24 protein-coding genes are annotated in these 25,019 nt (G+C 66.3%); 19 read left to right on the top strand and 5 right to left on the bottom strand.

Going from position 1 to position 25,019, the window contains the following annotated elements:
* Positions 1-9 precede the first annotated feature (9 nt).
* The 10 genes from EP26_RS16290 (at position 10) to EP26_RS16240 (ending at position 9,605) form a co-directional block, all read left to right on the top strand.
* Positions 10-831: a flagellar type III secretion system pore protein FliP gene (locus EP26_RS16290; protein WP_052389269.1), complete on the top strand. Its 822-nt coding sequence runs from the start codon at positions 10-12 to the stop codon at positions 829-831.
* A complete protein-coding gene (locus EP26_RS34900; protein ID WP_157033578.1) occupies positions 828-1,178 on the top strand; it encodes a hypothetical protein in 351 nt (116 codons plus the stop codon). Before EP26_RS16290 ends, EP26_RS34900 begins: the two co-directional genes overlap by 4 nt.
* Positions 1,175-2,212, top strand: a complete 1,038-nt coding sequence (locus EP26_RS16280) for a flagellar motor switch protein FliG (RefSeq protein WP_052389268.1) — start codon at positions 1,175-1,177, stop codon at positions 2,210-2,212. The genes EP26_RS34900 and EP26_RS16280 overlap by 4 nt, the downstream gene beginning before the upstream one ends.
* A gap of 55 nt (positions 2,213-2,267) precedes the next feature.
* Positions 2,268-2,909, top strand: a complete 642-nt coding sequence (locus EP26_RS16275; RefSeq protein WP_043339958.1) for a hypothetical protein — start codon at positions 2,268-2,270, stop codon at positions 2,907-2,909.
* A gap of 56 nt (positions 2,910-2,965) precedes the next feature.
* Positions 2,966-3,895, top strand: coding sequence for a flagellar motor protein MotB (locus tag EP26_RS16270; protein WP_043339956.1), 930 nt, complete (start codon positions 2,966-2,968; stop codon positions 3,893-3,895).
* Between the two features lie 89 nt (positions 3,896-3,984).
* Positions 3,985-5,322 carry a flagellar hook protein FlgE gene (locus EP26_RS16265; protein WP_043339955.1) on the top strand — a complete coding sequence of 446 codons (1,338 nt, stop codon included), beginning with the start codon at positions 3,985-3,987 and terminating at the stop codon, positions 5,320-5,322.
* Between the two features lie 113 nt (positions 5,323-5,435).
* Entirely contained in the window at positions 5,436-6,944 is a 1,509-nt protein-coding gene (gene flgK / locus EP26_RS32065) for a flagellar hook-associated protein FlgK (RefSeq protein WP_052389267.1), read from the top strand.
* A 21-nt stretch (positions 6,945-6,965) separates the two neighbouring features.
* Positions 6,966-8,033, top strand: a complete 1,068-nt coding sequence (locus tag EP26_RS16250) for a flagellin N-terminal helical domain-containing protein (protein WP_043339951.1) — start codon at positions 6,966-6,968, stop codon at positions 8,031-8,033.
* 152 nt (positions 8,034-8,185) lie between these two features.
* Positions 8,186-8,467 carry a polysaccharide deacetylase gene (locus tag EP26_RS16245; protein WP_245624423.1) on the top strand — a complete coding sequence of 94 codons (282 nt, stop codon included), beginning with the start codon at positions 8,186-8,188 and terminating at the stop codon, positions 8,465-8,467.
* A gap of 100 nt (positions 8,468-8,567) precedes the next feature.
* Complete coding sequence (locus EP26_RS16240) at positions 8,568-9,605, top strand: flagellar basal body P-ring protein FlgI (RefSeq protein ID WP_245624422.1); 1,038 nt, start codon at positions 8,568-8,570, stop codon at positions 9,603-9,605.
* Positions 9,606-9,685: 80 nt separating this feature from the next.
* Here the strand turns inward: EP26_RS16240 and EP26_RS16235 are convergent, their stop codons facing one another.
* The 4 genes from EP26_RS16235 to EP26_RS16220 form a co-directional block, all read right to left on the bottom strand.
* Positions 9,686-10,012 (bottom strand): hypothetical protein, encoded by a 327-nt coding sequence (locus EP26_RS16235; RefSeq protein ID WP_043339948.1) that lies wholly within the window; start codon positions 10,010-10,012, stop codon positions 9,686-9,688.
* A gap of 180 nt (positions 10,013-10,192) precedes the next feature.
* A complete protein-coding gene (locus tag EP26_RS16230) occupies positions 10,193-10,954 on the bottom strand; it encodes a hypothetical protein (protein ID WP_043339946.1) in 762 nt (253 codons plus the stop codon).
* Between the two features lie 41 nt (positions 10,955-10,995).
* Positions 10,996-11,718 carry a hypothetical protein gene (locus EP26_RS16225; RefSeq protein ID WP_043339945.1) on the bottom strand — a complete coding sequence of 241 codons (723 nt, stop codon included), beginning with the start codon at positions 11,716-11,718 and terminating at the stop codon, positions 10,996-10,998.
* A gap of 1,944 nt (positions 11,719-13,662) precedes the next feature.
* Complete coding sequence (locus tag EP26_RS16220; protein WP_157033577.1) at positions 13,663-14,604, bottom strand: lysozyme family protein; 942 nt, start codon at positions 14,602-14,604, stop codon at positions 13,663-13,665.
* A 199-nt stretch (positions 14,605-14,803) separates the two neighbouring features.
* On the opposite strand from EP26_RS16220, the gene motA reads away from it, so the two are divergent.
* From motA to EP26_RS16180, 8 genes are all read left to right on the top strand, one after another.
* Positions 14,804-15,697, top strand: a complete 894-nt coding sequence (motA, locus tag EP26_RS16215) for a flagellar motor stator protein MotA (protein WP_043339943.1) — start codon at positions 14,804-14,806, stop codon at positions 15,695-15,697.
* Between the two features lie 2 nt (positions 15,698-15,699).
* Positions 15,700-18,189: a hypothetical protein gene (locus EP26_RS32060; RefSeq protein WP_052389265.1), complete on the top strand. Its 2,490-nt coding sequence runs from the start codon at positions 15,700-15,702 to the stop codon at positions 18,187-18,189.
* Positions 18,190-18,207: 18 nt separating this feature from the next.
* Complete coding sequence (locus EP26_RS16205) at positions 18,208-18,963, top strand: flagellar hook basal-body protein (RefSeq protein ID WP_043339942.1); 756 nt, start codon at positions 18,208-18,210, stop codon at positions 18,961-18,963.
* 23 nt (positions 18,964-18,986) lie between these two features.
* The gene (gene flgG / locus EP26_RS16200) at positions 18,987-19,769 is read left to right on the top strand and encodes a flagellar basal-body rod protein FlgG (protein WP_211259456.1); all 783 of its coding nucleotides are present in this window, start codon (positions 18,987-18,989) and stop codon (positions 19,767-19,769) included.
* 9 nt (positions 19,770-19,778) lie between these two features.
* A complete protein-coding gene (gene flgA / locus EP26_RS16195) occupies positions 19,779-20,231 on the top strand; it encodes a flagellar basal body P-ring formation chaperone FlgA (protein WP_043339940.1) in 453 nt (150 codons plus the stop codon).
* Positions 20,232-20,278: 47 nt separating this feature from the next.
* Entirely contained in the window at positions 20,279-21,046 is a 768-nt protein-coding gene (locus EP26_RS16190; RefSeq protein ID WP_043339939.1) for a flagellar basal body L-ring protein FlgH, read from the top strand.
* Positions 21,047-21,550: 504 nt separating this feature from the next.
* Positions 21,551-21,901, top strand: coding sequence for a hypothetical protein (locus EP26_RS16185; protein WP_052389263.1), 351 nt, complete (start codon positions 21,551-21,553; stop codon positions 21,899-21,901).
* Positions 21,902-22,399: 498 nt separating this feature from the next.
* The gene (locus tag EP26_RS16180) at positions 22,400-22,588 is read left to right on the top strand and encodes a hypothetical protein (protein ID WP_043339938.1); all 189 of its coding nucleotides are present in this window, start codon (positions 22,400-22,402) and stop codon (positions 22,586-22,588) included.
* Between the two features lie 125 nt (positions 22,589-22,713).
* On the opposite strand, the gene EP26_RS16175 is transcribed toward EP26_RS16180, so the two are convergent.
* Positions 22,714-23,574 carry a LysR family transcriptional regulator gene (locus EP26_RS16175; RefSeq protein WP_043339936.1) on the bottom strand — a complete coding sequence of 287 codons (861 nt, stop codon included), beginning with the start codon at positions 23,572-23,574 and terminating at the stop codon, positions 22,714-22,716.
* 334 nt (positions 23,575-23,908) lie between these two features.
* Here EP26_RS16175 and EP26_RS16170 point away from each other — a divergent pair, with 334 nt between their 5' ends.
* Entirely contained in the window at positions 23,909-24,745 is an 837-nt protein-coding gene (locus EP26_RS16170; protein ID WP_169747418.1) for a Bug family tripartite tricarboxylate transporter substrate binding protein, read from the top strand.
* Positions 24,746-25,019 lie beyond the last annotated feature (274 nt).

Here is a 25,019-nt window from a genome sequence, read left to right as displayed (position 1 = left end):
CTGGGCGCAATGGGCGTGCTGCTGGCGCTGCCTGATCTGGCCTTGGCACAAAGCGTGTCGATCAATGTTGGTGCCAGTGGCGCCGCGGCGACGGCCAGTGGCGGACAGAGCCTGACGACCAACCTGGTTGCCCTGGTTGTAGGGACGACGCTGCTGGCGATCGCACCAGGTATTTTGGTCGTGGCAACAGCCTTTACCCGCATCGTGGTGGTGCTCTCCATGTTGCGGACTGCGCTGGGGCTGCAGCAGTCGCCCCCCAACACGGTGATCGTCAGCCTGTCCTTGTTTCTGTCGGCCTTTGTGATGGCGCCCGTGCTGGAGACCGTCTGGCAAGATGCGGCGCGCCCGCTGATGGATGGCGCGATTGCGGAGGAGCAGGCCGCCGAACGGGCGCTGCGGCCGTTCCGAAGCTTTATGGAGGCCAATGTGCGGGAGCGCGATCTGGCCCTGTTTATTGAAATCGCCCAATGGCGGCCCAGTGCCGAGGCGGGCGATGCTGCAGGGTCCTCCGCCCGCACCGCACCGGCGAGCCCCTCGCCCGCTGCCGGCTCTGCCATCCCCCTGCCCCGCGAGAGCCGGTCGCAGGTTCCCCTGCATATCATGGCGGCAGCGTTCCTGACCTCGGAGCTGGCCAAGGCCTTCCAGATCGGGTTCTTGTTGTTTTTGCCCTTCCTGGCGATTGATATCGCCGTCAGTGCCATTCTGATGGGCATGGGCATGATGATGTTGTCGCCCGTGGCCATCAGCCTTCCCTTCAAGCTGATTTTCTTCGTGCTGATCGACGGCTGGGCCTTGGTCGCCGGCTCGCTGGTGCGTGGGTTTTCGCTATGACCGCCCTGGTGCAACCCACGGCGCTGGGCGGCCCGCGCACCCAACGTCGGCGGCGGTTGGCCGGAACCCTACGTTGGCTGGCCACCCAGGAGGCGCTGTCCCTCACTGCAGGATCCAGCCTGGCACGCCCGAGCGATCCGCTGGCCCTGCAGGTCCAGGCCATGGCCGACGAGCAGCGCCTCCAGAGTCTGGGCGCCGATCTGCCTGAGCAACTCGCTCGTGTGGCCGCGACAGCGCCCATCCCACCTGAGGTCTGTGCCGCGCTGGCAGCCATCCTGCTGCCGCTGCTGCACTGTCCTGCCCCCGCCACCGCGCCTCTCGACGCTGCCAGGAATCCCAGCCCATGAAGGCTCCCGAACCACGCCGCAATCTGCGAACGACATCTGGTGACGCCGGGCCGACGGACCCGCTGGCGGATGTGGCCGTGTTGTTCATGGCGCTGGACGAGCAGCGAGCGCAAAGCATCTTCGCGCGCCTGGAAGAGGAGGAGATCCGCCGGGTCAGCCGCTCCATGTCGTTGCTCGGCAAGGTGGACATCGAACAGGTGGAACGGGTCATCACCCGCTTCCGCAGTGAGGTGGGCCGCACGGGTAGCGTGATCGGCACGGCGGAGAGCACCGAGCGCCTGCTGCGGCGCCTGCTTCCCAATGAGAAGGTCAACGAGATCATGGATGAGATCCGTGGTCCCGAGGGCAAGACGATGTGGGAGAAGCTCGCCAATATCTCGCCGGAGGTCTTGGCGACCTATCTCAAGACAGAATTGGCGCAGACGGCGGCCGTGGTCCTGACGAAACTGCCGGCCCAGCATGCCGCGCGGGTGCTGGCGCTGCTGCCACAAGCTTCGGTCGATGAAATCGTGCTGCGCATGGTGCGTATGGACAGCATCCAAAAGCACGTGTTGAACGACATCGAGCAGACCCTGCAGCGTGAATTCATCACCAATCTGGCCCGCTCCTATGAGCGCGATAGCTCGCAGATTGTCGCGGAAATCCTGAACCGCACCGACAAGAGCCTGCTCGAGCGCCTGATGACGCATATCGAGGCGCGGGAGCCGCAAACGGCATCGCGAATCCGCCGGATCATGTTCACCTTTGACGATCTGGTCCGGGTTGATCGGAGCACCTTCGGCACCCTGGTTGCCGAATGCCCGACCGACAAGCTGCAGGTTGCGCTGAGCGGCGCGAGCCAGGAGCTGCGGGACATGTTCCTCGGCAGTATGTCGGAACGGGCGGCGACGATGCTGCGCGACGAGATCGACAGCATGCCGGCCCAGCGCCGGAAGACCGTCGAAGATGCGCAGGGTGAGATCATCACCATCGCCAAGCGTCTCGCCGATGAGGGGCGGATCTTCATCCTCGACGAGGATGAAGCCGAGGGCTGAGTGGGTCATGTTAGCCAGTCGTTTGCTGTCGCACGCTCCCGGTGAGGTTGGCACGATGGCAGCCGATCCGGCCCCGGGCGGCGGCATGGCGTCACGCTTGGGGCGCGAGATCGCCGCTGGCTATGCAGCAGGCCGGGCGGCCGACCGAACCGGCGCTGCCGCTCCGGTCTTGCCCCTCCGGGGTGCCGACAGCCTGCTGCCCAGCCTGTCAGGACCTTTTGTCCTGGCCTTTGCCCTGGCCGTGCTGCGCCCGGATGCACGGCGATGGCTGGGGCGAGAGCGGTTGCGCCAGCTGGCAGCCAAGCTGGGCCTCAAGGATGCTGCGTTGACCAGTTTGCTGGATGCGGTCCCGCAGCCCCCGGCCGCGCTGGGGGAGAGCGTGGCCTGGGCCGGGCGCCGCGTTCCTCTGCTGGCTGTGGATGGTCGGGCCGAGTGGATCGAGCTGTTTTGGCGGCCCGACCGCCGCGGCCCTGATCGTGGCGGCTTTGCCGTGCGGCTGCGACTTCCCGTCACCGGGCGGATTGAGATTCGCGGCCGCCTTGAAGGCCTGCGGCTCGACGCTGTGATGGAAACCCAGCATCCCCTGCCGAAACCGCTAGCTTTCGATGTGACCGAGTGTTTTGCGGCGGCGCTCCTGCGGCTGGGGCTGGAGGGATGTTTGACATTGAGGCACGCCCAGCATGAGCGCCGCACTTGAATGCGAAAAATGATTGGGGTATAGGATGATCAACCCTTGGTTGGCGTCCTGACCGCATGAGTTCCGATAACAAGCACAAACGCCAGATCATCGTGAAACGTGCGCATGCTGCGCATGATGACGAGCATGGTGGCCAGTGGAAGATCGCCTACGCTGACTTCGTGACGGCGATGATGGCGTTCTTTCTGGTGATGTGGCTGCTCTCGAGCACCACGGAGGTGCAGAAGGAGGGCATTGCGAAATTCTTTACCTCCTCCAACTCGGTGGATATGCCCGCGGGGACCGGCATGCTGGAGGGCGGGCGATCGGTGATGACGGCTGGCGCGTCCCGCCAAGAAAGTCCGGAATCGGCCGAGGGTGGGGTAGCGCAAAACGAGGATAGCGGCGCCGCCGCCCGCGAAGCCAATGCGCAAACGGCCGATGGGTCAGGCGCAGCGGCGCGCGACCGCATCGAGCGCCAGCGGCTGGACGCCATGAAGGCCGAGTTCGAGCGGCAGATGCTAACCGATCAGGGCGAGCTGCACAGTTTTGCGTCCAGCATCCTGGTGGAGATGACGCCAGAGGGGTTGCGACTGCAGCTGTTCGACCGCGAAGGGGCGCCGATGTTTCTGCCGGCCTCGGCCGAACCAACCCCCCGTCTCTCTCGCATGCTGGGTGTGGTCGGCAGCGTCCTCGCCAGCGTGCCCAATGAGGTGGTGGTGGCGGGGCATACCGATGCTCAGCCGCTGGGACGCGGCAGCTACGGCAACTGGGAACTGTCCACCGATCGGGCCAACAACTCGCGCCGGGTGTTGGAGCGGTCCGGCTTGCTGCCTGGTCGCGTGTTCCGGGTGGAGGGCAAGGCCGCCTCCGAGCCCCTCTTCGCAGACCAGCTGACCGATCCCCGCAATCGCCGGATCGTCATCACCGTATTGCGCTCGGAGGCGGTCGCCGCTGCGCGCAACGCATCGGCCGCTCAGAGCGGCGCCTCGTCATCGCGGCGGTAACGCCCTGCCATCCCCTGCGCCGGTGCTGCAGAACGCCTGCGCCGGCTTTTGTATAGTCCATCCCTATAACCCTAGCGCCAGGATCTCCAATGTCCGCTCTAGACGCTCTCCGCTCCAGCGTGTCTGGCTTGAATGCCCAGTCCAAGAAGCTGTCTGGCATTTCCAACAACATCGCCAACAGCTCCACGGTTGGCTATAAGCGCGTGGCCACCCAGTTCGAAAGCCTGGTTCTGGAAGGCTCGGGAAGCGGCGCCTCGGCCATGGCCGGGACCACCTCGCACAATCGGGTGGAAATCAGCAAAGCGGGCCAGGTGCAGAGCACCGGCAATGCGACGGATATCGCGGTGAACGGCGATGGTTTTCTGGTCGTCAATGAGCAGTCTGGTAGCACGGGCAAGTACCTGGCGACCCGAGCGGGCTCCTTCCGCGCGGATCAGTTCGGTAATCTGGTCAACACCGCCGGCTATTACCTGCAGGGCGTGCCGCTCGACGCGGCGGGCAAACCGCTCAATGGACTTGGCGGCAACAACATTGACAGTCTGACGACGGTCAATGTCAACAGTGTTACGGTCGCATCGGCGCCGAGTACAACCATCAGCTTCTGGGCGAATCTGCCCGCCAGCGACACCAAATTCTATACCACCGCTCCCACTCCGAAGGTGAGCAGCGTCGACTACTACGATGCTCTCGGCGGTGCACAGACTCTGACCTATAAGTTCACTCCGACCATGGCAGCATCGGCGGCAGCCCCGGCGACCAATATATGGACCATGGAGGTCTTTGATACTGCCACTGGAACGGGAGCGGTTGATGCGGCGGCCCGCCGGGTGGGCCAGGCGACGCTCACCTTTAATGCCAGCGGCCCGAACGCCGGCACCATCGACACGGTGACGGCGACGACACCGGCAGCGGCCTATAACCCGGTGGACGGCAGCTTTACCGTTCCTACCGGCAACAGCACCGGTCCCACCCTGAAGCTCATGATTGGCATTCTGGACAGTGCCTCGGGCATGAGCCAGCTCGAAGGAGCGTACACGGAAACCAAGATCGAGAAGGACGGCTCGGCCTTCGGCCTGCTCCAGAACATTGGCGTGGAGAAGGATGGCCGGGTCATGGCGACCTTCTCCAATGGCAAGTCTCGGCCGATCTACCAGCTGAAGCTCGCCACCTTTGCCAATGCTGACGGCATGAACCCGGTCCGCGGCGACGCCTATGAGATGTCGATTGCAGCCGGTGCGCCGCGGCTCCTGGATCCGGGCACGGGCGCCGCGGGCAGTGTCGCCGGCAACGCCCTCGAATCCTCCAATGTCGATATGGGCACCGAGCTGACCAATCTGATCGAAACACAGCGGGCTTACAGCTCGAATGCCACGGTGATCCGCACGGCAGACCAGATGCTGCAGGAAGCCAACGAGCTGAAACGTTAAGATCGGTCGCCGCCGAAACCACCGTTGATCGCTAGGACGAGAGTGAGGCACACGCTCCTCTCGTTCTATGCGAAAAATTAAGGTAGCCTTCGGCGCCTGCAAGGATTTCGACCATGACCATCCAAGGCGCCCTGTTGAATGCCCTGTCGTCGCTGGCTGCCGAGCAGGCCCAGGCGCAGATCATCGCCAATAATATCGCCAATGCCAGCACGCCCGGCTATGTGCGACGTGACCTGCCGCGCTCGGAAAACATGGCAGGCCGCGAAGGCAACGGCGTCGCTTTGGGGGTCACCCAGCGCGCTGGCGACAGCCTGCTCGAGATCGTGGCTCGCTCGGCCAATGGCGACAAGGCCTATGGCACCCGCATGACCGACATCCTGGGGGCCCTGACCCGCATCGCTGGCCAACCTTCGGACCCGCGCTCGCTGTCGTCGATGCTGGGCAAGTTTCAGGCTGCCATGACCAGCCTGTCCAGCACGCCCGCTGATGCCGTCACCCAGACCCAGGCGATCTCAGCGGCATCCGGCCTGGTCGATACGTTCCACATCCTCGATCGCGCCGTTTCCGACGCCCGTATCAACGCCGATCTGGGCGTCGCGCAGGATGTCGACGCCGTCAATACCGCGCTGGACGAGCTCGCCCGGGTTGAACGAGATTATGCGCGTGCGGCAGCCCGCGGCGAGTCGACGGCCGAATTCGAAGATCGGCGGGCCACCCTGATTGACAGTATCGCTGCCAATGTGCCGGTCAGGGTTTTTGGCAACGGGCCAGGCCAGTTGATCCTACGGACCGACCAGGGCACGACACTGCTGGACACCGGCACTGTCCATCGTCTGACCTTCACGCATAGTGCGCTGATACCAGCAAGCGGGCCCAGCGGTGGCCTTTCCGCGGTGATGGTCGACGGTGCCGTCCTGCGCAGCACGCAGACAGGATCGATTGCCGCGGGCCTGCAACTCCGCGACAAGGAACTGCCGCAATACGGTGATATGCTGGACCAGATGGCGGCCAATCTGGCCACCGGCTTCCAAACCGCTGACCCGATTGCCAGGGTTGCGGCCGTTGATGGCAGCGGGGCAAAACTGGCCGGCCTGTTTACCAGGGTTGGCGCCACTAATGTTGGTGCGCCCAGCTTTGTGGTGGTCAACCTGGCCGACCCCGCGACGTATAACGGCTTTGCCCGAACCCTGGCGCTCAACCCGAAAGTTGATCCGAACCAGCCTGGCAATGAGCCGCGACGGATCCGCGATGGCGCGAATGACGACGCCACACCAGGGAATGCGTCTGACAACAGCATCATCCTGGCCGCTCTCAACGCCATGGACCAGAACCAAGCCTATGGCACCTCAACGGGACTGCCGGGCCAGCTCACGATTGCCAACGCCGCCGCGCAGTCACTGGGGCGCATTCAGAGTGACAATAGTGGCTGGCTGGTCCGCGCGGACACCCGGACCCGGCTGGCGACGCAGGCCGGGCAGGATCTCTCCAACAAGACCGGCGTCAATGTCGACGAGGAAATGCAGCGCCTGCTGCTGGTGCAGCAGACCTACAGCGCCTCCGCCCAAGTGATCCAGGCAGCCGCTAAGATGCTGGACACACTGAACACGCTGAACGCGCGCTGAGTCTGGTCGAGGAGATACCCCATGTTTAACCGCATCACATCGCTCGGTGTCGCCTTAGGCCGTCAGCTCACGCTGCAAAACCTGCAAGGCGAACTCGCTACATTGACCTCTGAGGTGTCCTCGGGGAAGAAAGCGGATCCGTCGAGGGAACTCGGTGTAGGTGTGTCCGTCCTTTACAAGCTGTACACCGACGTTCAGCAGGGCGACGCGATCCGCAGCGTGGGCACCATGGCCGGGCAGCGCCTCGAGACCATGCAGACTGCGCTGAGTTCCACCGGCAAGCTGCTTGGCAGTATGGCGACTGTTGGGTTGCAAGCGGTGAATATCAGCCCCCCTGGTTCACAAGCGATCGTCGCTACCCAGGCGCGTGACACCATCGCCTCCCTGGCGACTCTGCTCAATACGCAGGTGGATGGCGAAGCGGTGTTCGCGGGCACCGATAGCGGCAAAGCTCCAATGCTGCCGAGCAGTGTTGGATTGGCTGGTATCCGCGCGGTGCTTGATGCCAGCAATGCGGGCCTGCCGCTCGACGAAACGGATGTGCCTGCGCTGCTGACGGGCATGAACGATCTCTTCAATGTCACGGTCGGCCCCCCTCCCGCCCTGTCCTATGAGAATTTGTTCTATACATCGAGCAGCAAGACTGGCGGTGCGCCATCGCAAATCCGCATTGGCGCGGGCGAGACGCTGAACTATGACGTCCGCGGCGACAATCCGGGTTTCAAAGAGGCCTTCCAGGCATTGTCGCTGATGTCACTTCTCGACGCCAAGACTGCGACTGGCGTGGATATGCTGGATGAGGATGCCAAGGCCCTCGTGCTCGAGAAGGCGAATAGCTTGCTGGGCAAGGCACAGTCGCTTCTGACTACGGTCGCTGGTGAGCTTGGCGTCAAGCAGCAGCGGCTGGAGTCGGTGTCCGATATTCAGGACAAGGCGGTAACCGCGGCCACCGCCCAGATCAACACGCTCGAAGGGGTCGATTACTATACTGCCTCAGATCGCATTAGCTCGCTCGAGATCCAGCTCAAGGCCACCTATTCGATTACGGCCAAGCTGTCTGATCTGAGCCTAGTGAACTATCTGCGGTAAGGGCGGCCCCGCCGATCATTCTTATCAGCAGGGTTTTTGAGTTCTCACACGGAGAATCCGACGTGACTGACACTGGTCTCATGACCTCAGCCTCCGCTGAGGCCTATATCCCGATTGCCCTTGAGGCGGAGGATATCGCAACCTACAGCGCCATGGCCGAAGCTCTGGGCTGCGCACTTGAGGACTGTGCCACGGGTTTCATGCTGGCGACGCCGAAGGCGCGGCGAGCCGCCGCCCTGATGTGGGTCAATGCCGCCACAGTTCGCAGTCAGATTGCCAACTCTGCTGCCAGTGGCGATCCTGCTGCGAGCTGCTTGGCACTCGAAGCGGCGCATGCTCAAGCCTTGCACGGGCTGCGTGGTCTCATCGGGCTAGACCCCCAGGCGATGCCGCATGATGTCCTCGCGGATATCGGCCTGCGCTACCGGGCCTGAGGAGATCAGCATGGCGCCTCATTGGGCCCGTACGCTCGCCGCGGCGACGTGCTTCGCCGCGGCTGCTTGCATTGTAGCGCCTGGCACGGCGATAGCGCAGGTGCGCCTCAAGGACATTGTCACGATCGAAGGGGTGCGCAACAACCAGCTGGTCGGCTATGGGCTGGTGATTGGCTTGCAGAGCACCGGCGACCAGCTGCGCAATGTGCCCTTCACGCAGCAGAGCCTCACCGCCATGCTCGAGCGGATGGGCGTCAATGTCGCGGATCAGCGGCTGCAAACGCGCAACACCGCCGCCGTCATGGTCATTGCGACCTTGCCGGCCTTTGCCCGCCAAGGGACGCCCCTCGATGTGATGGTCTCCTCCCTGGGTGACGCCCGCAGCCTCAATGGCGGCACCCTGATTGCGACGCCCCTTATGGGCGCTGATGGCGAAGCCTATGCCGTCGCCCAGGGTCCCGTGGTGGTGGGCGGCTTTGCCGCCGCAGGCCAGGCCCAGTCGATCACCAGCGGCGTGACCACGACCGGCCGCGTGCCGGGGGGTGGAATTGTGGAACGCGAGGTGCAGCAGTCGCAGCGCAATCAGAGCAGCATCCGCCTAGCGCTGCGTGCGCCGGATTTCACCACCGCCATCCGGATTGAGGAGGTGCTCAATGCCCGGTTTGGCCCGAGTTCAGCCAAGGCGCTGGATCTGGCCACGGTCGAACTCCAGGTGCCGCCGTCGCTGCGAGATCACCTGCCGGCGCTGGTGGCCCAGATGGAATCGCTGCAGGTCCGTCCGGACACCCCGGCTCGGGTGGTGGTTGATGAGCGCACCGGAACCATCGTGGTCGGGGCCCAGGTGCGGATTGAGCCGGTGGCCATCACCCATGGCAACCTCGTCATCCGCATCACCGAAACACCGGTCGTGAGCCAGCCTGGCGCCTTTTCCAATGGCGAGACGGTGGTGGTTCCCCGGACCCAGGTGGAGGTGGACGACCAGCGCGGACGACGGCTGGCCACCCTGCCACGGGCCAATACCCTGCAGAGCTTGGTGGACGGCCTAAATGCCCTGGGTTTGGCGCCGCGGGATCTGATTTCGGTGCTGAACGCGCTGCGCGCGGCGGGTGCCTTGCACGCCGAGTTGTCGTTTATCTGAACCCTGGCCAGTGCGAGGCCGGCTCGGGCGCCAGCCCCGCAGCCGGCTCCACAGCGGCCGGGTGGGTCGCGGCGTTACCCTTACCGACGTATGACCGGGGGCTGGGCGATCGGCGGCAGGGGCTCGACCCGGACCGGGGGCTGCGGCAGGCGCGGCGATGTCAGGTCGAGCGGTAGCAGGACGGCGGGCGGGACAGCCGGCGGTGCCGGCACCACCAGCACCGCGGCCGGTTCGACCAGGATGGTCGGCGGCGGCGCATAGGGGGGCGGATAGGGCGCGAAGGCGACGCGTCGGCCACCAAAGGCCGGATCTGGCCGGTAATGGGCTTCGGTGACATCCAGATAGGTCACACGCGTGCATCCGAGGAGGGCCAGGATGGCCATTAGCAGCGGAATGGTGGGCGACATGGCAAACTCCGAACTCTGAGGGCTGGCCGGCGGCAGACCAGTGGCGGCCAGCGCCAGGCTGAATGCCGCCGGCGCAGCTTGCGCTCTGGGCAGTTCAACTGGCTTATTCTTCTACCAGAGGGTGAGGTCGGAGGGATATCGCAAGTCGCAGCACCGGCGGTGCCGCGCGTGCGGCGGTCCCTACGGCCTGGTTGCGTTGGTTTCGGGTTCGGCCAGCGCCGTCCGGAGACATTCGGCAATGGCACTCTGCAAGTTATCGCAGCTCCAGCGGAGCGCCCGGTATCCGGCCTGGCTGTTGGCCTCCGGCAGCGTTTCCGAATCCGCGCGGAGGCGCTGCATGACGAGCGCCGGAGGCAGGCTCTCGACCTCGCAGAGAAAGCCGTGCCGGGCATGACCGGGGCGTTCGCGGATCAAGCAGGATTGGAGATGCGTCCAGGTCGGGCCATCCGTGGCCTGACGGTGCTCCTGGCTCAGGAAGTCGCAGGCCCAGACGCGTGGCAGACCCGGTTCGCGGCGGATCTCGACAAAGGCAGGCGCCACATAGACCGTGCCCAACAAGGGCTCACCATGCGGGTCGAGCTCCGCGCTCAGGGGCTGGTAGGCCGCGCTGAGCGCCGCGATGATGGCCGATGGGAGGCCCGTCTCGGTGCCGCCCGCCACCGTCATGGCTTCCGCGGCAGCCACACCGCCTTGCGCACCGAGTATGATGTCCTCAAACCCACGGCCGAGCGCCAAGCTCTCGGTCCGCCAGGCCAAAGCCTCATGCCGAACTGGGGATGGGCTGGCCTTGAGCACGGTACAGGAATGGAAGTGGGTCGCTCCGGTCCGATCCTGCCGCCAACCCGGCGCCATGGTGGTAAAGGCACAACCGCGGCGGATCCATCCACCGCCGTCGGGGTCGCCCTCGATGGTCACAAAATGCGGGCCCACAAAGCGTGCCATGGTGCTGTCTTCCTTCACTCGGCCAGTCGGGCCATCGCCGGCTAGAGAACGCGCAGCCGGGCTGCGCGATGGGCGTGTTGCAGCTCCGTCGTGCTGCCCTGACGCATGGGTTTGAATGGATCGCTGGCCTCGGACTGCTGCAGCTCGTCTCCGTCGCTCAACACAAGCTGCAACGCCTCTTGGGTCAGCGCCCGCAGCCCAGCTTCAGCATCCTCATCCTGCAGGGCCCGGGTCAGGCGGTGTCGCTGCGGTGGGCCATCGTCGAGAATGGCGCGCAGTTCGATCTCGGCATACACCGCCGCGCTGCCGAGGTACCCGTGCCGTGTGGTGGGGGATCGCCACCGCCGAATCCACACATCGTGGGTGGCGCCATCAGCGCGCGCCGATGGGCAATCCGGGCGGGCGATACTGAAGCGGGCGATGTGCAGATGCAGCCAGGTATTATCCATACGCCAGAAGTCGGATACGAAGCTGGGCTGCCAGCTTTGGGTGCCGGCGACCGCGTCATGAGTCAACTGCAATCCTTGCCGTGCGGCGCTGGCGAAATCCAAGCCACGATAGCCGCCTCGATGGTGCGCCTCGCCTGCCATGACCCGCATTTGGTCGCTATCCTGGGCCTCAGGCGCGCAATCGACATGCACGTCGAAGCTATCGGCAGCCTGTGCGGTCGCCGTAGCGCAGCGCGTGATGGTCACCTTGTGACGCGTGCTCTCGCTGAGAGGCGAGGAGCCCTGGCTGAACGTCTCGAAGGACGCCTGCCACATGGCGTAGCCAGGCTCTGGCGGTGTCTCGGTGGCGACCAGCGATGGGGGTGGGGACAGGCAGACAAATTGCGGAGCGATGAGTCGCCCAACACGGCGCGGTCGTTGGGATGTCCGGAGAAACGACAGCATCCGCGCCAGTCCTAACTGCGGTGAGTGGAATACGTGACTTGCAAGCCGGCAGAGTCGTCACGCCCCACGGAGGCCAAGCGGCCACCGCGACGGCACAGCGAAACGTCTGGCTTGGCCAACAATTGGCCTCAACTTGAGCGCGAAAGGAATGACGCGAGTGCCTCAGAGTGGTGGGGTTGCTGCCTGCGCATCGGGTTTTGCATCCTGGAGGCGCGCCATGGGCGTCGGGCAGGCGTGCGGCTGCGGCAAGCTTGGGTTGCGGCGGTCAGTCCCCACACCGAAGCTTCCGTTTGGGACCTGTTTGGAAGCCGGTCCGAAGAACCGCGAGGCTGCCCGGATGGGGATTGTCACCACGCTTAACTGGCAGCCGAACCGCCAGCCCCCCTGCCCTTTCCGGAAACCTGCACACAGGCGGTGTGGTTCGGGACCGAGTATAAGCGGTCGATCCGGGGGAGTTGGGATCGGGGCGTCCCAATCTCACCAGTCTGAAGCATACCGCACGATGGCGGCATCGATACCGGCCCGTGCCGCCTCTGGCGCGTATCCCCCGTGAATGAGTTGGAATGGGAGGATCCATATCCACGGCGGAGTGGAGCATTCCAAGGAACAGGGATGTCCCGGACTGAGGCATGGATCGAGTGCCCAGGCCTGAGAGATTATTGCGAATGCCGGCGAAGGCGCGACGTGGCCGTGCGTAGGGTGGACCGCCATGCCGCGTACCGAGCGGGCAAAGCCAGGTCAGGCTGTCGAAGCACGGCGCCGGCCGTGCGCGCCGCTCGCTGCTGGCGGTGGGAAGGCCGTTGCAGGGCACTGCGAGGGTGCGATTGCTGCTTCGCTGCTCCGCCCGGGCTCCCGGCTGGAGGGGCGACGACACAGGCGAGGATCGATCCTGTCTTCCGAGCGAGCGGGGCTATCCGAGCCACATCGTGGGATGCGGGGGCGGTGGCAGGGATCCGCATTGCGCGGCTGGCTGGCCATGGCGATGCTGCCCAACCGCGGGCTGGACAGGTCGGCCGGAACACCGCTGAATCATGGGCGCGGTTGCTGGTGCAGCTCAGCGCTGGCCGCCAAAACCGTCTCTGGTCCAACCCTGGCTGAACATGGGCCGCCGTTCAGGGGCAGGCCTGCGTTCCGCCGGCCCCTCGCCCTGCGGCGGGGGCATCCATTCGGGGAGCAGGAGGGGAAAGGGCGGCGGCACCCCGCCGCCGGCCCAACCCCCCGGCACCTGTGGAATGGCCCCCGGGTGTGGGCTACCCCAGTAGGGCACTGCCCCAGCATACCCTTCGGCGCCTCGCCAGGGCGGCGGTGCAGCATAGGGAGGGGCTGCATAGGGGTAGGACAGGCTCTCGGAGCCTGCGGGCGATCTGGCCGAGCCTCCTGGCAGTGGCGCGCGATCCGGCGACAGCGGTTCCAATGGCCGGGGTCCGGCGCGGCGAGCGAGACCGTCAAAGCTTCGCGCATCAAAGCTGTCAGGACCCAAGCGCTCCAGTGGGATCGGCGGCAGGTGTTGCGGCCCGCGCTGTGACCAGGCGCTACCGGCGACGCCCGCGAGTCCGACCAGCATCACCATCCAAGGCCAGCGCATCCGAACCCTCCTTGGCATCTCACAACCAAACCACAGTGTAGATGCCGAAGAATCTCGCCTTATGGTGTCACAGCCCCGAGATGAGAGCCTCGTTCGGCGGTGAACCGCCCGCTCAGACCAGGAACCAGACTGCACGAAGCGTCGCTGAAGAGCTACGCCGCTTCGCTCGGACCTGCCGCAGGGATACGCCCCCTACCCCGCTGGGTTCAGATGGCGCCGGCGCGATCCGCCTACCGGTCCCGCATCGCGGCCACCACGGCAGCCGGCAAAGCTGTGCCGGAGCCATGACCGGTGTTGGGCTTGGCCTCCTCAGCACCACGCGCCCCCTGGCCAATGGTCACGCGGCCCATACGGGAAAATACCTCCACCAAGGCCGACACCATGGCGCGTTCGGGGGCATGGGCCGTGCGAACTGGCGTAGAGCTATTCCACAAGCCAGGTTCCTGACCCATGACGGCCGGGGTATTGGGCTGGAAGGTCATGGCGCCGTCTGGCGGGCTCAAGCCCAGCTCAGCATAGGTTTTATTCAGACGTTCGCGGATCCGGTCGGCGAACTGGGCCACTGTCAGGGGGCGACCATCGGCGCCCTTGAACATGCTGGGGTTGGCGGCGGCGGCCGCCGGCAAGATCTCGGCGGCGGCACGTCCCGGATCGCTGCCCAGATGGCGCAGCATCTGGGTGGCGCCGCCGGTGCCGAGAAAATGCCCCATATACAGTTCGGCTGCGTCCGGGCGCCGGCCCAGCACCGGGGTCAGCTTGTCAGACACCTCTTTCAAATACTCCCCAGCCAGCCGGGCCGACAGTTCCGGATTGTCCCGGAGAGCCAGGATGCGGCTGCGCTCGGCCGGATCCGCCACTGAAAGTCGGCCGCCCCCGACGGGCCGGATGGCCGCGGCTTCGGCGCCGAGACCGTGCTCGGCGCCATGGCGCTGCACCATATCCAACCAGGTCTGGTCGATGAACTGGAACAGGCCACGCGCGGAAGAGGTCGAGGCCTGCGCGGTGGGGCGGAAGCCACTCTCCATGGCAGCCTTGGTCGCCAACACTTCGAAATTGACGCCGGTCGCCGACGCCGCGGTGCGCAGTGCGCCCAGCACCTGGCCGCCGGTGCTGCCGGCCCGGGCCGCCAGTTGGCGGGTCGCCCCGGCTGCGCCACCCGCAAGGCGCTCCAAGGCCGACTGTCCGGCCGCGAGATCGGCGGAGGAGAGGGGGAGAATGGGGAGTGGCAAGGCCGGGGGTCTCCAGGGACAAGGGTTATGCGAAAAACAGTCTATGCGTTTGTTGTGCGAAATGCTATGAGGCACCTACGGTCCACTTAGGTCCTTGTCAACCGAAACTAACCCTTAGCAGACGCAAGGACGGCGCTTCCGCATGATCCAATTGCTTGGCATTGCCGGTGTGGTCGCCGCCGTGTTCGGCGGCTACTACGCCACGGGCGGCCAGATGGGCGTGATTTTGCATGCCCTGGGCGGCGAGCTCGTGGTGATCGCGGGCGGCGGCTTCATGACCCTGCTGATTGCGAATGACGGCGCCGGCGTCGCCAAGGTGATGAAGGCATTCGGCGTTGTCTTCAAAGGGCCGCGGTGGAAGCGCGGCGATTACGGCGACCTGCTGTGCCTGACGTTTCTGTTGATGCGGGTGCACCAAAAAGAGGGCGCCGCGAAGCTCGAGCGGCATATCGAGAAGCCCGAAGACTCCGCCATTTTCAGCCGCTACCCCAATATTCTGCGCGATGCGCCGCTCTGCGCGCTGCTGTGCGACACCTTCCGCACCATTTCGCTCAATAACAAAGACCCGCATCGGGTCGGCGAAATGATGGAAAGCACCATCGAGAAGAAGTTCCACGAGGACATGAAGCCGGCCAAGGCGCTGCAGACCGTGGCGGATGCCTTTCCGGCGCTGGGGATTGTTGCGGCGGTGCTCGGCGTCATCAAGGCCATGGGCTCCATCACCGAGCCGCCCGAAGTGCTGGGCGGCATGATTGGCTCGGCCCTGGTGGGAACCTTCCTCGGCGTCTTTCTGTCCTATGGGCTGGTGGGTCCCATGGCGGCGCGGGTCAAGGCGATCCGCGAGGAAGAGCGGCGCCTGTTCGACGTCGCCCGTGCGGTCTTCACCAGCTATCTCGAAAATCTGTCGCCGCAAATCTGCGTCGAGGTGGGTCGGCAGGGCATCCCGAGCGCCTTGCAACCCAGCTACAACGACATGGAAACGCAGCTGCGCGAGGCCAGCCGAACCAAATCCGATGGCGGTGGCGAGGAGACTTGAGCATGCGCCGCAGCACCCTCCTTCTGACCACCGCCCTGCCCTGGCTGAGCCTGGCGCCGGCCAGCTGGGCCCAGCCGACGCCCGCCGCCGTGGTGCCGCCCGGACCGGCGGCAGCCGCTGGCGCCACCGCATTCCCTGCCCCTGCCGCATCGCAGGGCGCGATCCGGGTGCGCACCGGGCAGCACGCCACCCATGGCCGCGTCGTGCTGCATCTCGGCCGGATTCCGCCCCATCAAATGCGAAAAACCGCCAATGGCATCGAGTTGCAGCTGCAGGGTGTGTACGACTTGAACCTGGCGGGACTGCGTCCGCTGCCAAACCTGGTGTCCGTGCAGGCGCAGCGCCAGGGTGCTGATACGGTGCTGCTGCTGCAGCTCGCCTGCGACTGCCGCATCGAGGTAGCCTCCGGCTCGGGCATGCTCTGGCTGGATTTCGCCCCCGCGTCCACAGCGACCGCGGCGGCGACCAGCGCACCCGGCGCCGCTGCGGCGCGCGGAGCGGCGCGGCCCGCGGCGCGGGAGGCTGCGCGGGCGGCCGAAACCGCGGCGCTGCGCCGCCGGCTGCTGGATGAGGCGGTCCGGGCGGGGCTGATGACGCGGGATCAGGCGGCTGCAATGCTGGCGGCCGCCCCTGCTGCGCCTCCCGCCGCCCCAGCGACGGTGGCGGCCGCACGCCGGCCTGGGACGCCGCCGGCGGCCTCCGGGGCCCCGGCCGTGGATGAGGCAGCGCAGCTGCGGGACCACCTGACGGCCCAGCTGGCAGCCCTCAGCGGGCGCCCGCAGCCTGGCGCCACACCGTCCAGCCCGGCCGCCGTGCCCACCAGCACGCCGCCGGTGCGCCCGCGCTGTGCGGCGCCGTTTGACATGAAGGACTGGATGGGGGAGGCCGATGGCGTGGCCTTCGGCGACCGCTTGGCCGCGCTCCGGCGCGCCCTCGCGCGCTCGCATGAGGCACCCGCCGAGCTGGCGGCGCTGACCGAGTTCCAGGTGGCCCATATCTTCGCGCATGAGGCGCTCGCCGCCCTGTCCGCGCCCTTGCCGGATGACATGGCGCAGGATCTGCGTGCCCGGCTGTCCCGGGTGCGCGACGTCGCCCGTCTGCTGCAGCGCCTGCCGGTGGACGGCAGCTCCCCATTGCTGGCGGAAACCGCGGATTGCGAGCGCGATGATATCGGCCTGTGGCGGGCGCTGAATGCGGCTGCCAATGGCGATGCCGCCACCGTCACGCGGCTAGCGCCGCGCGCCCGCGAGGCGCTGCGCGCCGTCCCGGAACGGCTCCGCTTTGCCATGACCTTCACCCTGGCCGATGCCATGGGCGACGACCCTGAAGCGCTGCGCAACCTCCTGGCCCCCATCCGTACCACGGAGGCGACTCCCGCCGAGGCGGCGGCCCGCAACTGGTTGCAGGCTCGGATCGCCGGGGCCGAGAACAACCGCGAGGGCGAGCTGCTTTATCTGCGCCGCGCCGCCAATGCCGGCCGGTTGCCGCCCAGCCTGTTCGCCACGGCCCGGCTCGCGGCCCTGCAGGCCGCGCAGCCAGGCCTCGAGGGCGAACGCGCGGAGGCGAGTTTGGTCGACTTTGTCCGGACCTATCGCAACGACGCGCTGGGGGAAGAAGCCGCGGTTCTGCTGGCCCATCTGTTCCTCGAGCGCGGCGAATTGGCCGAGGCGCTCGTGGCGGCTGATGGGGCAAGCCAGGCCAATACCCGGCCGGGTGCCGTGAGCCGAGGGACCAATCTGGCGGCGCAGATCCTGCGACTGCTGCTGGTGGATGCCAAGGGTGCCCCCCTGCCCGCCCCATCGGATCGGCTCGCCCTGTTCTGGCAGTTTGAAGGCTATGCCACGCCCGGCGAGCGCGGCGACGACATTCGCCTTGGTGCGGCGCGGCTGATGCTGGATCAGGGCCTGGCCGAGGCGGCCCTGGACACCGTCCGACAGCTGGCGCCGGTCACCGCCCAAACGCCTGCGGCGAAGCTGCTCCTGGCGCGAGCCGAGGCCAGTGCGGCTCAAGGCGACCCGCAGCGCGCGCTGGCGCTGCTGCGGCAGCTGCCGCCCTCGGACGACGTGAAGCGCGTCGCCGCCCTATCCCTGGCGCGCCTGGGTCGTCTGCTGGAGGCGGCCAACGAGCTGAAAGGCCTCAGTGGCACCGCGGATCTGCTGCATCGCGCCACGCATCTGTATACCGCCCGGGCCTGGACCGACGCCGCCGCCGCCTATGGCGATGTGTTGCGCGATCCGGCGCTGGACGCCCCGCGGCGGGCGGAGGCCACGACCCGCTATGCCAGCGCCATGGCCTTGGCCCAGCAGCGCCCCCCGGCTGTGCCGGCGCCCCTGCTGACGCCCGCGGATGGGAACACCACGGCGCTGTTGCAGCTCACGGCGGGCACCGCCGTCGCGGCGACGGCCGCGCGGCCGGCGATCGGTCAGCTCCGGTCGGCCCTCGAGCGGGCCAAGCTGATCGAAAGCCTGCTGCAATCCCCGGCTGAACGCTGATACCGAGAGGACCTAGCTGTGGACGGACCTGGAATCATTGGCCTGTCGGGCCAAGTGGCCTTGCAGCGGCAGCTGGAAGCCACCGCCAACAACATCGCCAATATGAACACGGCCGGGTTCCGCCGCGACCGGATGCTGTTTCAGTCTTTCGTGTCGCCGCTGGCCGTGCCGGGCCGGCAGGTCGCTTTTGTCCAGGATCGCGCGACTTATGTCGATGTGGGCCAGGGCGCCATCGAGACCACAGGCAACCCGCTTGATGCGGCCATCAATGGCGAAGGCTTCTTCGCCATCGAGCGCCCGGGCAATGCCGGTCGGGGCTATAGCCGGGATGGCCGGCTGCGGATCGGCGCTGATCGCACCCTGGTCGACAGCAGCGGGCGGCCTGTTCTGGATGACGGGGGCAACCGCATCCTGATGCCGGAACGCTCCACGGCGCTGGAGATCCGCGCTGATGGCAGCATCATTGCCACCATCGATCGGCTACCCCAGCAGGTGGCCCGTCTCGGCCTGTTCCGCGCCAATGAGCCGCGGGCGGTCCGCAAAGCCGGCGATGGGCTGTATGAGATCCCGCAAGCCGAGCTGCGGCCGGTCGACCCCCAGGCGCGCAGCACCCGAATTGCCCAGGGCGCCTTGGAGGCCTCCTCGGTGCACGCGGTGGGTGAGATCACCAATCTGACGGATCTGCAGCGCAGCTATGAGCGGATGCAGAAGATCATGTCCGATGATGACAGCCGCTTGCGCCGCATGATCGAGGCGCTGGGGCGTCCCAACTAACATCGCAACAAAGGATTCTCATCATGCGAGCCATGAGCATCGCGGCCACCGGCATGCAGGCCCAGCAGACCAATGTCGAGGTCATTGCCAACAACATTGCCAACGTCTCGACCACCGCCTTTTCGCGCCGCCGCGCGGAGTTCCAGGATCTCCTGTATCAATCCTCGGAGCGGGTGGGCTCGTCCTCCTCTGAAGCGGGAACGGTGCTGCCGGTCGGGACCCAGGTCGGCCTGGGCACGCGGAATTCGGGCGTCAACCGGGTGACCTTGCAGGGCACGCTGACGCAGACCGAGAACCGCTTCGACCTGGCCATCGAAGGGCGCGGCTATTTCGGCGTGCTGCTGCCGGACAGCTCAATCGCCTATACCCGTGACGGCAGCTTCAAGCTGTCGCCGCAGGGTCAGCTGGTCACCACCGAGGGCTACCCCGTGGAGCCGGCGACCACGGTGGCGGCCAATGTGCGCGACGTGACCATCAACCAGGCTGGTGAGGTGATCGTCACGACGGCCACCGGCACGCAGCAGACGGCCGGCCGTCTCAACCTGTACCTGTTCGAAAACGAGGCCGGCCTGGAGGCGACGGGCGGCAACAAGTTTCTTGAGAGCGCCGCCTCGGGCCAGCCCACCCGCGGCTTGGCCACGGATCCCGGCTTTGGCCGTGTACGACAGGGCTATCTCGAGGGCTCCAACGTCAATGTTGTGCAGGAGATCACCCAGCTGATCCAGGCGCAGCGTGCCTATGAGATGAACTCCAAGGTGATCGAAGCATCGGATCAGATGCTGCAGACCGCCAACAACATCCGATAGGCCAAACCGATGCGCATCCTGGCCTGGGCGGCGGCGCCCCTGATGATAGCCGTGCTGCTGTCCTCTGCGGCGGCGCGGGAGGTGTGGCATACCGCGCGCCCGTTGATGCCGGGCGACACGCTGCGCAGTGATGACGTGCGGGCGGTCGAGGTGCCGCCGGCGCGCGACCGCTTCACCATGCTGGATGCAGAGCGCCCCATCATAGGGCTGGAAGTCAAGCGCCGCCTGGCGGCTGGCATGGCGTTGCACGAGCGCGACATTGGCGAGCGTGATCTGGTGCGGGCCAGCCAACCCGTGCGGGTGTTCTGGAAGTCTGCCGGGATGACCTTGGAGTTGCAGGGCCGCGCGCTGGAGAATGGAGCAGCCGGTGCCGAGATCCGCATCAGCAATCCCAATAGCGGACGGACGTTCCGCGCCATCGTGGTTGCCGAAGGAACCGCCGAAATCACGGCGGCGCCCTGAGTGATGCGCCCATCCGCCGCAACTCCTAACCACGGCAGCCCCATCGAATGACCGTATCCTCGGCACCTTTCCTGCGCCTGTGTTTGACGGCCGGCCTACTCAGCCTCGGTGCCTGCGACACCTTCGGTCATATCCAGAAGCCGCCCGATATGTCGGCGCCGGGCCAGTTGCGGGCGATTCCGCCCACCGTCCCTACGGAAAGCCCCATGGCGGTGGCCTACCGTCCCCGGGAAGAGCCGCTGGAGCCGATGATGGCGGGGTCGCTCTGGCGTCCCGGCGCCCGGAGCTTCTTCCGCGACCAGCGCGCCCGTGCGGTGGGCGACCTGCTGACCGTGGAAATCGAGATTGATCACAGCGTGTCGTTTGATAACCAGACCCAGCTGCAGCGGACCAGCTCGCAGAATCAAACCATCTCTGGCTTGTTTGGTGCGCAAGGCATGCTGTCCCGCCTGGTTCGCACCGTCGGTGGCGCCGCAGCGCCTCTGGTGGATGTGGGCGGCGGCAGCACGTCCAATGGACAGGGACAAATCAACCGGGCGGAAAAGATCAAGCTGCAGGTCGCCGCAACCGTGATCCGGCGGCTGCCTAGCGGCAATCTGGAGATTGCCGGTTCGCAAGAAATCCGGGTGAATGATGAGCTGCGCGAGTTGCAGCTGCGCGGCCTGATCAGGCCAGAGGACATCCAGTACAACAACCGGATTGACTCGGAGAAAATCGCGGAAGCCCGCATCATCTATGGAGGGCGCGGGATCTCGAGCGACGTCCAACGACCGCATTGGGGCCAGCAGGTCCTGGAGCGCATCCTGCCGTTCTGACCCTGGCGGGAGCGATGATCTCGCTCCGCCGGTGCAGCCGCCCCGACGCCGCTGTTGGTGGTGCTGGCCATGGCCCAGTCCGCCAACAGCGCAGCCATGCAGCGCCGCACCCGACGCGACATCGATCCTCGTCCACCTGCTATCCGGACGGGAATGCCAGGTCCTAGTTTAGGCGTTCCTCCCTGGGCTGCATGGGCCGAGCGCAGTCCTCCACCCCGTGACAGGGACAGGGCCGCCTCGTCCGGCCGTCAACGCAGACACCGTCGAAGCAGGGCGAGGCGACACGGCATCGGCTGTGAGCAGAACCGCATCGCGGTCCGCAGCCTGCACGCGGAGTATGGGCCAACCACCACCCTTGGGTGACCTGGTGCCACGGAGCGCCGCACAGTCTTCAGTGCAGCCCGGCCTGTTCCGCCAATGCTTAACCTCTTCGAAACGGTTCTGGCATTACTCACACGGGTGATGCAGCGGGAATTGTCCTGCTGTGATGTTGCGGAGATTGTCATGCTGCGCCGTCTTGCCCTGTCGCTGCCACTGCTGGCCGCCCTCGCGGCGCTCACAGCCACTCAAGCCGCCGGCCAGTCCTGCGATACCTCAATCGAGGTGGTCAACAACTCCGGCGTCCAGATCGACGAGCTGTATTTTAATCCGTCGTCCAACAGCAATTGGGGACGCGACAGGCTGGGTGACAATGTCCTGACGGCGGGCCGCAAGGCCAGCTTCCGGCCGGGCGCCGGCGGCGCCTATGACTTCAGGGTCGTGTGGAGTGGCGGCGGCGAGGCCGAAATCCGCGGCGTCGACATCTGCGCGGTCAGCCGCGTGGTGGCAACTCGTGGCCGGCTGCTCGCTGAGTAACATCAGCCTGGCACAGGCCGGACCGGCTCCGTCGGATTGCCACCCTTAAGCCTGCACGCGAGGCCCAATGGTCCTGTGACAGCGTCGGGGCGGTGCTCCGATTGGGAGCTGATCACCGGGATGGCGCAAGGCGGATCCTGAGCATGCCGCCCGCCGCAGCGGCGAGCGGGCATGGCGCCATTCTTGGTTCGACCCCACGGTGGCGTGGTCTGCAACGCCAATGGCCGAGACAACCCTGTCCCCGGTGGTGCCGACCCCGGGGCCGCTCGACGAGCGGTCATGCATCGGTCGCCACTGCGGCGCTACCTTGCGCCGCGATGGTGGTGTTGGGACCAGCCACCAGCCGGTCCTGCTGAAGCAGGACGCGATGTGACCGGCGGCATAGGGCTGAACGGTAGCGTGCACGACGCCTGCGACCTGGCTTCGAAGCTCGCCGCGGTGTGACATTGCGAGGCGCTCGAAGCACCGCTTGACCCCTATGACTGGTGACGGCGTGGGGTGGCTGTGGAACACGTCCAGCAGCAGACCATCGCCAACATACAAAGGTTGGAAGCGACGGACCCTGAGGCGCAGCGGGCTTTCCAGGCACGGCTGACCGAGGCGGCGTCCGATCCAGTCCGGGCGTCCGCCTGGCTGCTCAACACGTCCATGATCGGCAGTCTGCAGCGGGTTGAGGCGATCCAGTGAACCCGGCTCGCCTGATCAGCCCGGCTGGTTGTCTGCTGCGCCGTTGAGTTCTGCTGTCACAGCGCGAAGGTGATTGAGAAAGAGCTGCACGGCCGCGATCAGCCGTCGGCGGCGCAAAGTGGCCATCACGCGGGCACGGGCCGTTGGAGTGTGATGGGTAGTGCCCGCAGGCCCCAGCGTTCGCCGTTCGCTCGCAGCAGCGAGGCCGGCAGCGAGGTGACATAGTCGCTTCGCGCCAGCAGCTGCATGCGCAGCTCCATGTTGTGCGTGCTCACTGCGGCTCTGGGTGGCTCCAGCCCTTCGGCTTGGAATGCCTCGACCACCAGCGCGCGGATGGCCGTGTCGGGTGGCCCCAGAAGCCAACGCGCTGACATCAGGTCCCGCAAGGTCACGGCCGGTAGCCTTGCCCAAAAGCTTTGGGCTCCGGTCGCCACCAGGATCGGTTCGCTGAACAGCACCTCTGCCTGGATGTCCGCGCAGGCATCCAAGGCCGACATGCGACCGAGAACCACGTCGAGCCGCCGCTCGCGCAGCCCCCTGAAATCGAGCGCGCCGGTGTCTGCCTCCTCGACGAGGACAGTGAGTTGCGGGTGGTATTGCTGTGCCCGCTGGATGGCCGCCGCCAGGAAACCGCCGGCGATATAGGGACCGGACGCGCCAATCCGCACCTCGCCGGAGCCTGGATCGCCGACAGACGTGGCTTCGCGCAGTGACTGATCCAGCAGGTCGAGCGCCTCAGCGGCGAGTGGCAGGAATTGATCGCCGACCCGCGTCAATGTCGCGCCGCCCTGGCCGCGCTCCAGCAGAGGCTGACCCACAGCGCGCTCCAGGTCGGAGACGTGGTGCGATACGGCGGACTGGGTGATGCCAAGCGCATCGGCAGCGCGGCTCCAGCTGCCGGTTTGCATGACCGCCAGGGTGACACGCAGGTCGCGCAGGCGGATGCCGCGGCAAGCGCTATCGTCGGGATCGAGTATTGGCGCCATGAACAGGCCCTTTGGTTGCGGTTCGACTGTCCTGCTCTCGATGTTCCGAAATACAACTAATAGGGGTATGAGTATGTAAAAGCACTACCATCCGACTTATGGGGGTGTAAGCTTACAACTCGACGCCCTGGCGTCCATCAGATTGAACAGACTACAGACCGCGGGAAGCGGAGGGGTAGTCATGCCCGATCACCTCCCCAGACGAGGGCTGCTCAGTGCAGCGCTGGCAACCACGTCGCTGCTACGGCCAAGCCCCGTTCAGGCGGGCGCTGTGTGGCCCGTCCGCACCGTGCGGGTCGTGGTGCCTTTTCCGCCCGGACAATCCATGGATGTGATGCCGCGCATCCTGGGCGAGGTGCTGACGCGGCGACTGCCCTATCCATTGATGTTTGAGAACAAAGCCGGGGGCGTCGGCGTGCCGGGCACGGAAGCAGTGGTCCGCGCCACGCCGGACGGGCACATGCTTGGCATCGGGGCGATGAGCACGCTGGCAGTCAACCCCACCCTGCTGCCGCAACTGCCCTACGACCCGGACCGCGATTTGACCCCTGTGGCAGGGGTGTTTGCTGGTGCACAGGCAGTGGTTGTCCACCCCTCGGTGGCGGCGCGAACCTTGCCAGACCTGGTGACCTGGCTGCGGGCCAACCCAGGTACGCGCTACGCCTCGGCTGGGCCTGCCACAACGTCACACCTCTCGGCCGAGCTATTGGCGCGCCGGCTTGGTCTCGCCCTGGAACACGTGGCCTATCGCGGCAGTGGCCCGGCAATGGCTGACCTGGTGGCTGGGGTGCTGCCGCTGATGGTGGACTCCGCTGCGAGCGCGCTGCCGCAGGCACGCGCTGGCCGGGTGCGGCTGCTGGCGGTCACCACGGCGCAGCGGCTGCCGGGCTGGCCGGAGACGCCGACGGTCGCCGAAACGGTCAGTCCCGGCTTTGAGGTGGTCGGCTGGGGTGGGCTGGTCGCGCCTGCCGCCACGCCGGCACGGCTTGTCGAGGCGATCAATGCAGCGATCCAAGTCGGCCTGCGCGACCCAGTTCTGGTGGACCGCTTCGCGGAGTTCGGCGCGGTACCCACGCCTGGGACTGCAGGTGACTTCGCCGCCTTTGTGCGTGCCGAGACGGCGCGCTGGGGCGAACTGGTGCGGGTCACAAGGATCCGGCTCGATGGTTAGCCGGCCAACGCCCTTGTATCCGTTGCCATTTCAAACTGTGTCGGCTGCGGCACAAGCGGGATGTCAGATTGCGTCGCTGTCCGCAAAGGTAACGCAGGAATGGCCGGCGCTGCTTGGCAGAATGACGACACCACCGTCCTTCAGGGCTGGGCGGAGTGCGGTCAGGTTGTGGCGCATAGGCACCCAGACCCGTCGCTCGAAATCCTGCACGACAAGCCGCGACAGCGTCGCCCGCGCAGCAAGGTCGTGCCGGCTCCATTGCAAGCGTTCGCTT

The organism is Belnapia moabensis DSM 16746, assembly GCF_000745835.1.
In the GTDB taxonomy this organism is placed as follows: domain Bacteria; phylum Pseudomonadota; class Alphaproteobacteria; order Acetobacterales; family Acetobacteraceae; genus Belnapia; species Belnapia moabensis.
The sequence above is the reverse complement of the archived record's forward strand: the minus strand, read 5'-3'. Positions and strand labels throughout refer to the sequence as shown.

Coding starts and splice junctions, on each gene's coding strand:
- EP26_RS16290 (WP_052389269.1), top strand. CDS start 10: ATGGGCGTGCTGCTGGCGCTGCCTGATCTGGCCTTGGCACAAAGCGTG.
- EP26_RS34900 (WP_157033578.1), top strand. CDS start 828: ATGACCGCCCTGGTGCAACCCACGGCGCTGGGCGGCCCGCGCACCCAA.
- EP26_RS16280 (WP_052389268.1), top strand. CDS start 1,175: ATGAAGGCTCCCGAACCACGCCGCAATCTGCGAACGACATCTGGTGAC.
- EP26_RS16275 (WP_043339958.1), top strand. CDS start 2,268: ATGGCAGCCGATCCGGCCCCGGGCGGCGGCATGGCGTCACGCTTGGGG.
- EP26_RS16270 (WP_043339956.1), top strand. CDS start 2,966: ATGAGTTCCGATAACAAGCACAAACGCCAGATCATCGTGAAACGTGCG.
- EP26_RS16265 (WP_043339955.1), top strand. CDS start 3,985: ATGTCCGCTCTAGACGCTCTCCGCTCCAGCGTGTCTGGCTTGAATGCC.
- flgK (WP_052389267.1), top strand. CDS start 5,436: ATGACCATCCAAGGCGCCCTGTTGAATGCCCTGTCGTCGCTGGCTGCC.
- EP26_RS16250 (WP_043339951.1), top strand. CDS start 6,966: ATGTTTAACCGCATCACATCGCTCGGTGTCGCCTTAGGCCGTCAGCTC.
- EP26_RS16245 (WP_245624423.1), top strand. CDS start 8,186: ATGGCCGAAGCTCTGGGCTGCGCACTTGAGGACTGTGCCACGGGTTTC.
- EP26_RS16235 (WP_043339948.1), bottom strand. CDS start 10,012: ATGTCGCCCACCATTCCGCTGCTAATGGCCATCCTGGCCCTCCTCGGA.
- EP26_RS16230 (WP_043339946.1), bottom strand. CDS start 10,954: ATGGCACGCTTTGTGGGCCCGCATTTTGTGACCATCGAGGGCGACCCC.
- EP26_RS16225 (WP_043339945.1), bottom strand. CDS start 11,718: ATGTGGCAGGCGTCCTTCGAGACGTTCAGCCAGGGCTCCTCGCCTCTC.
- motA (WP_043339943.1), top strand. CDS start 14,804: ATGATCCAATTGCTTGGCATTGCCGGTGTGGTCGCCGCCGTGTTCGGC.
- EP26_RS32060 (WP_052389265.1), top strand. CDS start 15,700: ATGCGCCGCAGCACCCTCCTTCTGACCACCGCCCTGCCCTGGCTGAGC.
- flgG (WP_211259456.1), top strand. CDS start 18,987: ATGCGAGCCATGAGCATCGCGGCCACCGGCATGCAGGCCCAGCAGACC.
- flgA (WP_043339940.1), top strand. CDS start 19,779: ATGCGCATCCTGGCCTGGGCGGCGGCGCCCCTGATGATAGCCGTGCTG.
- EP26_RS16190 (WP_043339939.1), top strand. CDS start 20,279: ATGACCGTATCCTCGGCACCTTTCCTGCGCCTGTGTTTGACGGCCGGC.
- EP26_RS16185 (WP_052389263.1), top strand. CDS start 21,551: ATGCTGCGCCGTCTTGCCCTGTCGCTGCCACTGCTGGCCGCCCTCGCG.
- EP26_RS16175 (WP_043339936.1), bottom strand. CDS start 23,574: ATGGCGCCAATACTCGATCCCGACGATAGCGCTTGCCGCGGCATCCGC.
- EP26_RS16170 (WP_169747418.1), top strand. CDS start 23,909: ATGCCGCGCATCCTGGGCGAGGTGCTGACGCGGCGACTGCCCTATCCA.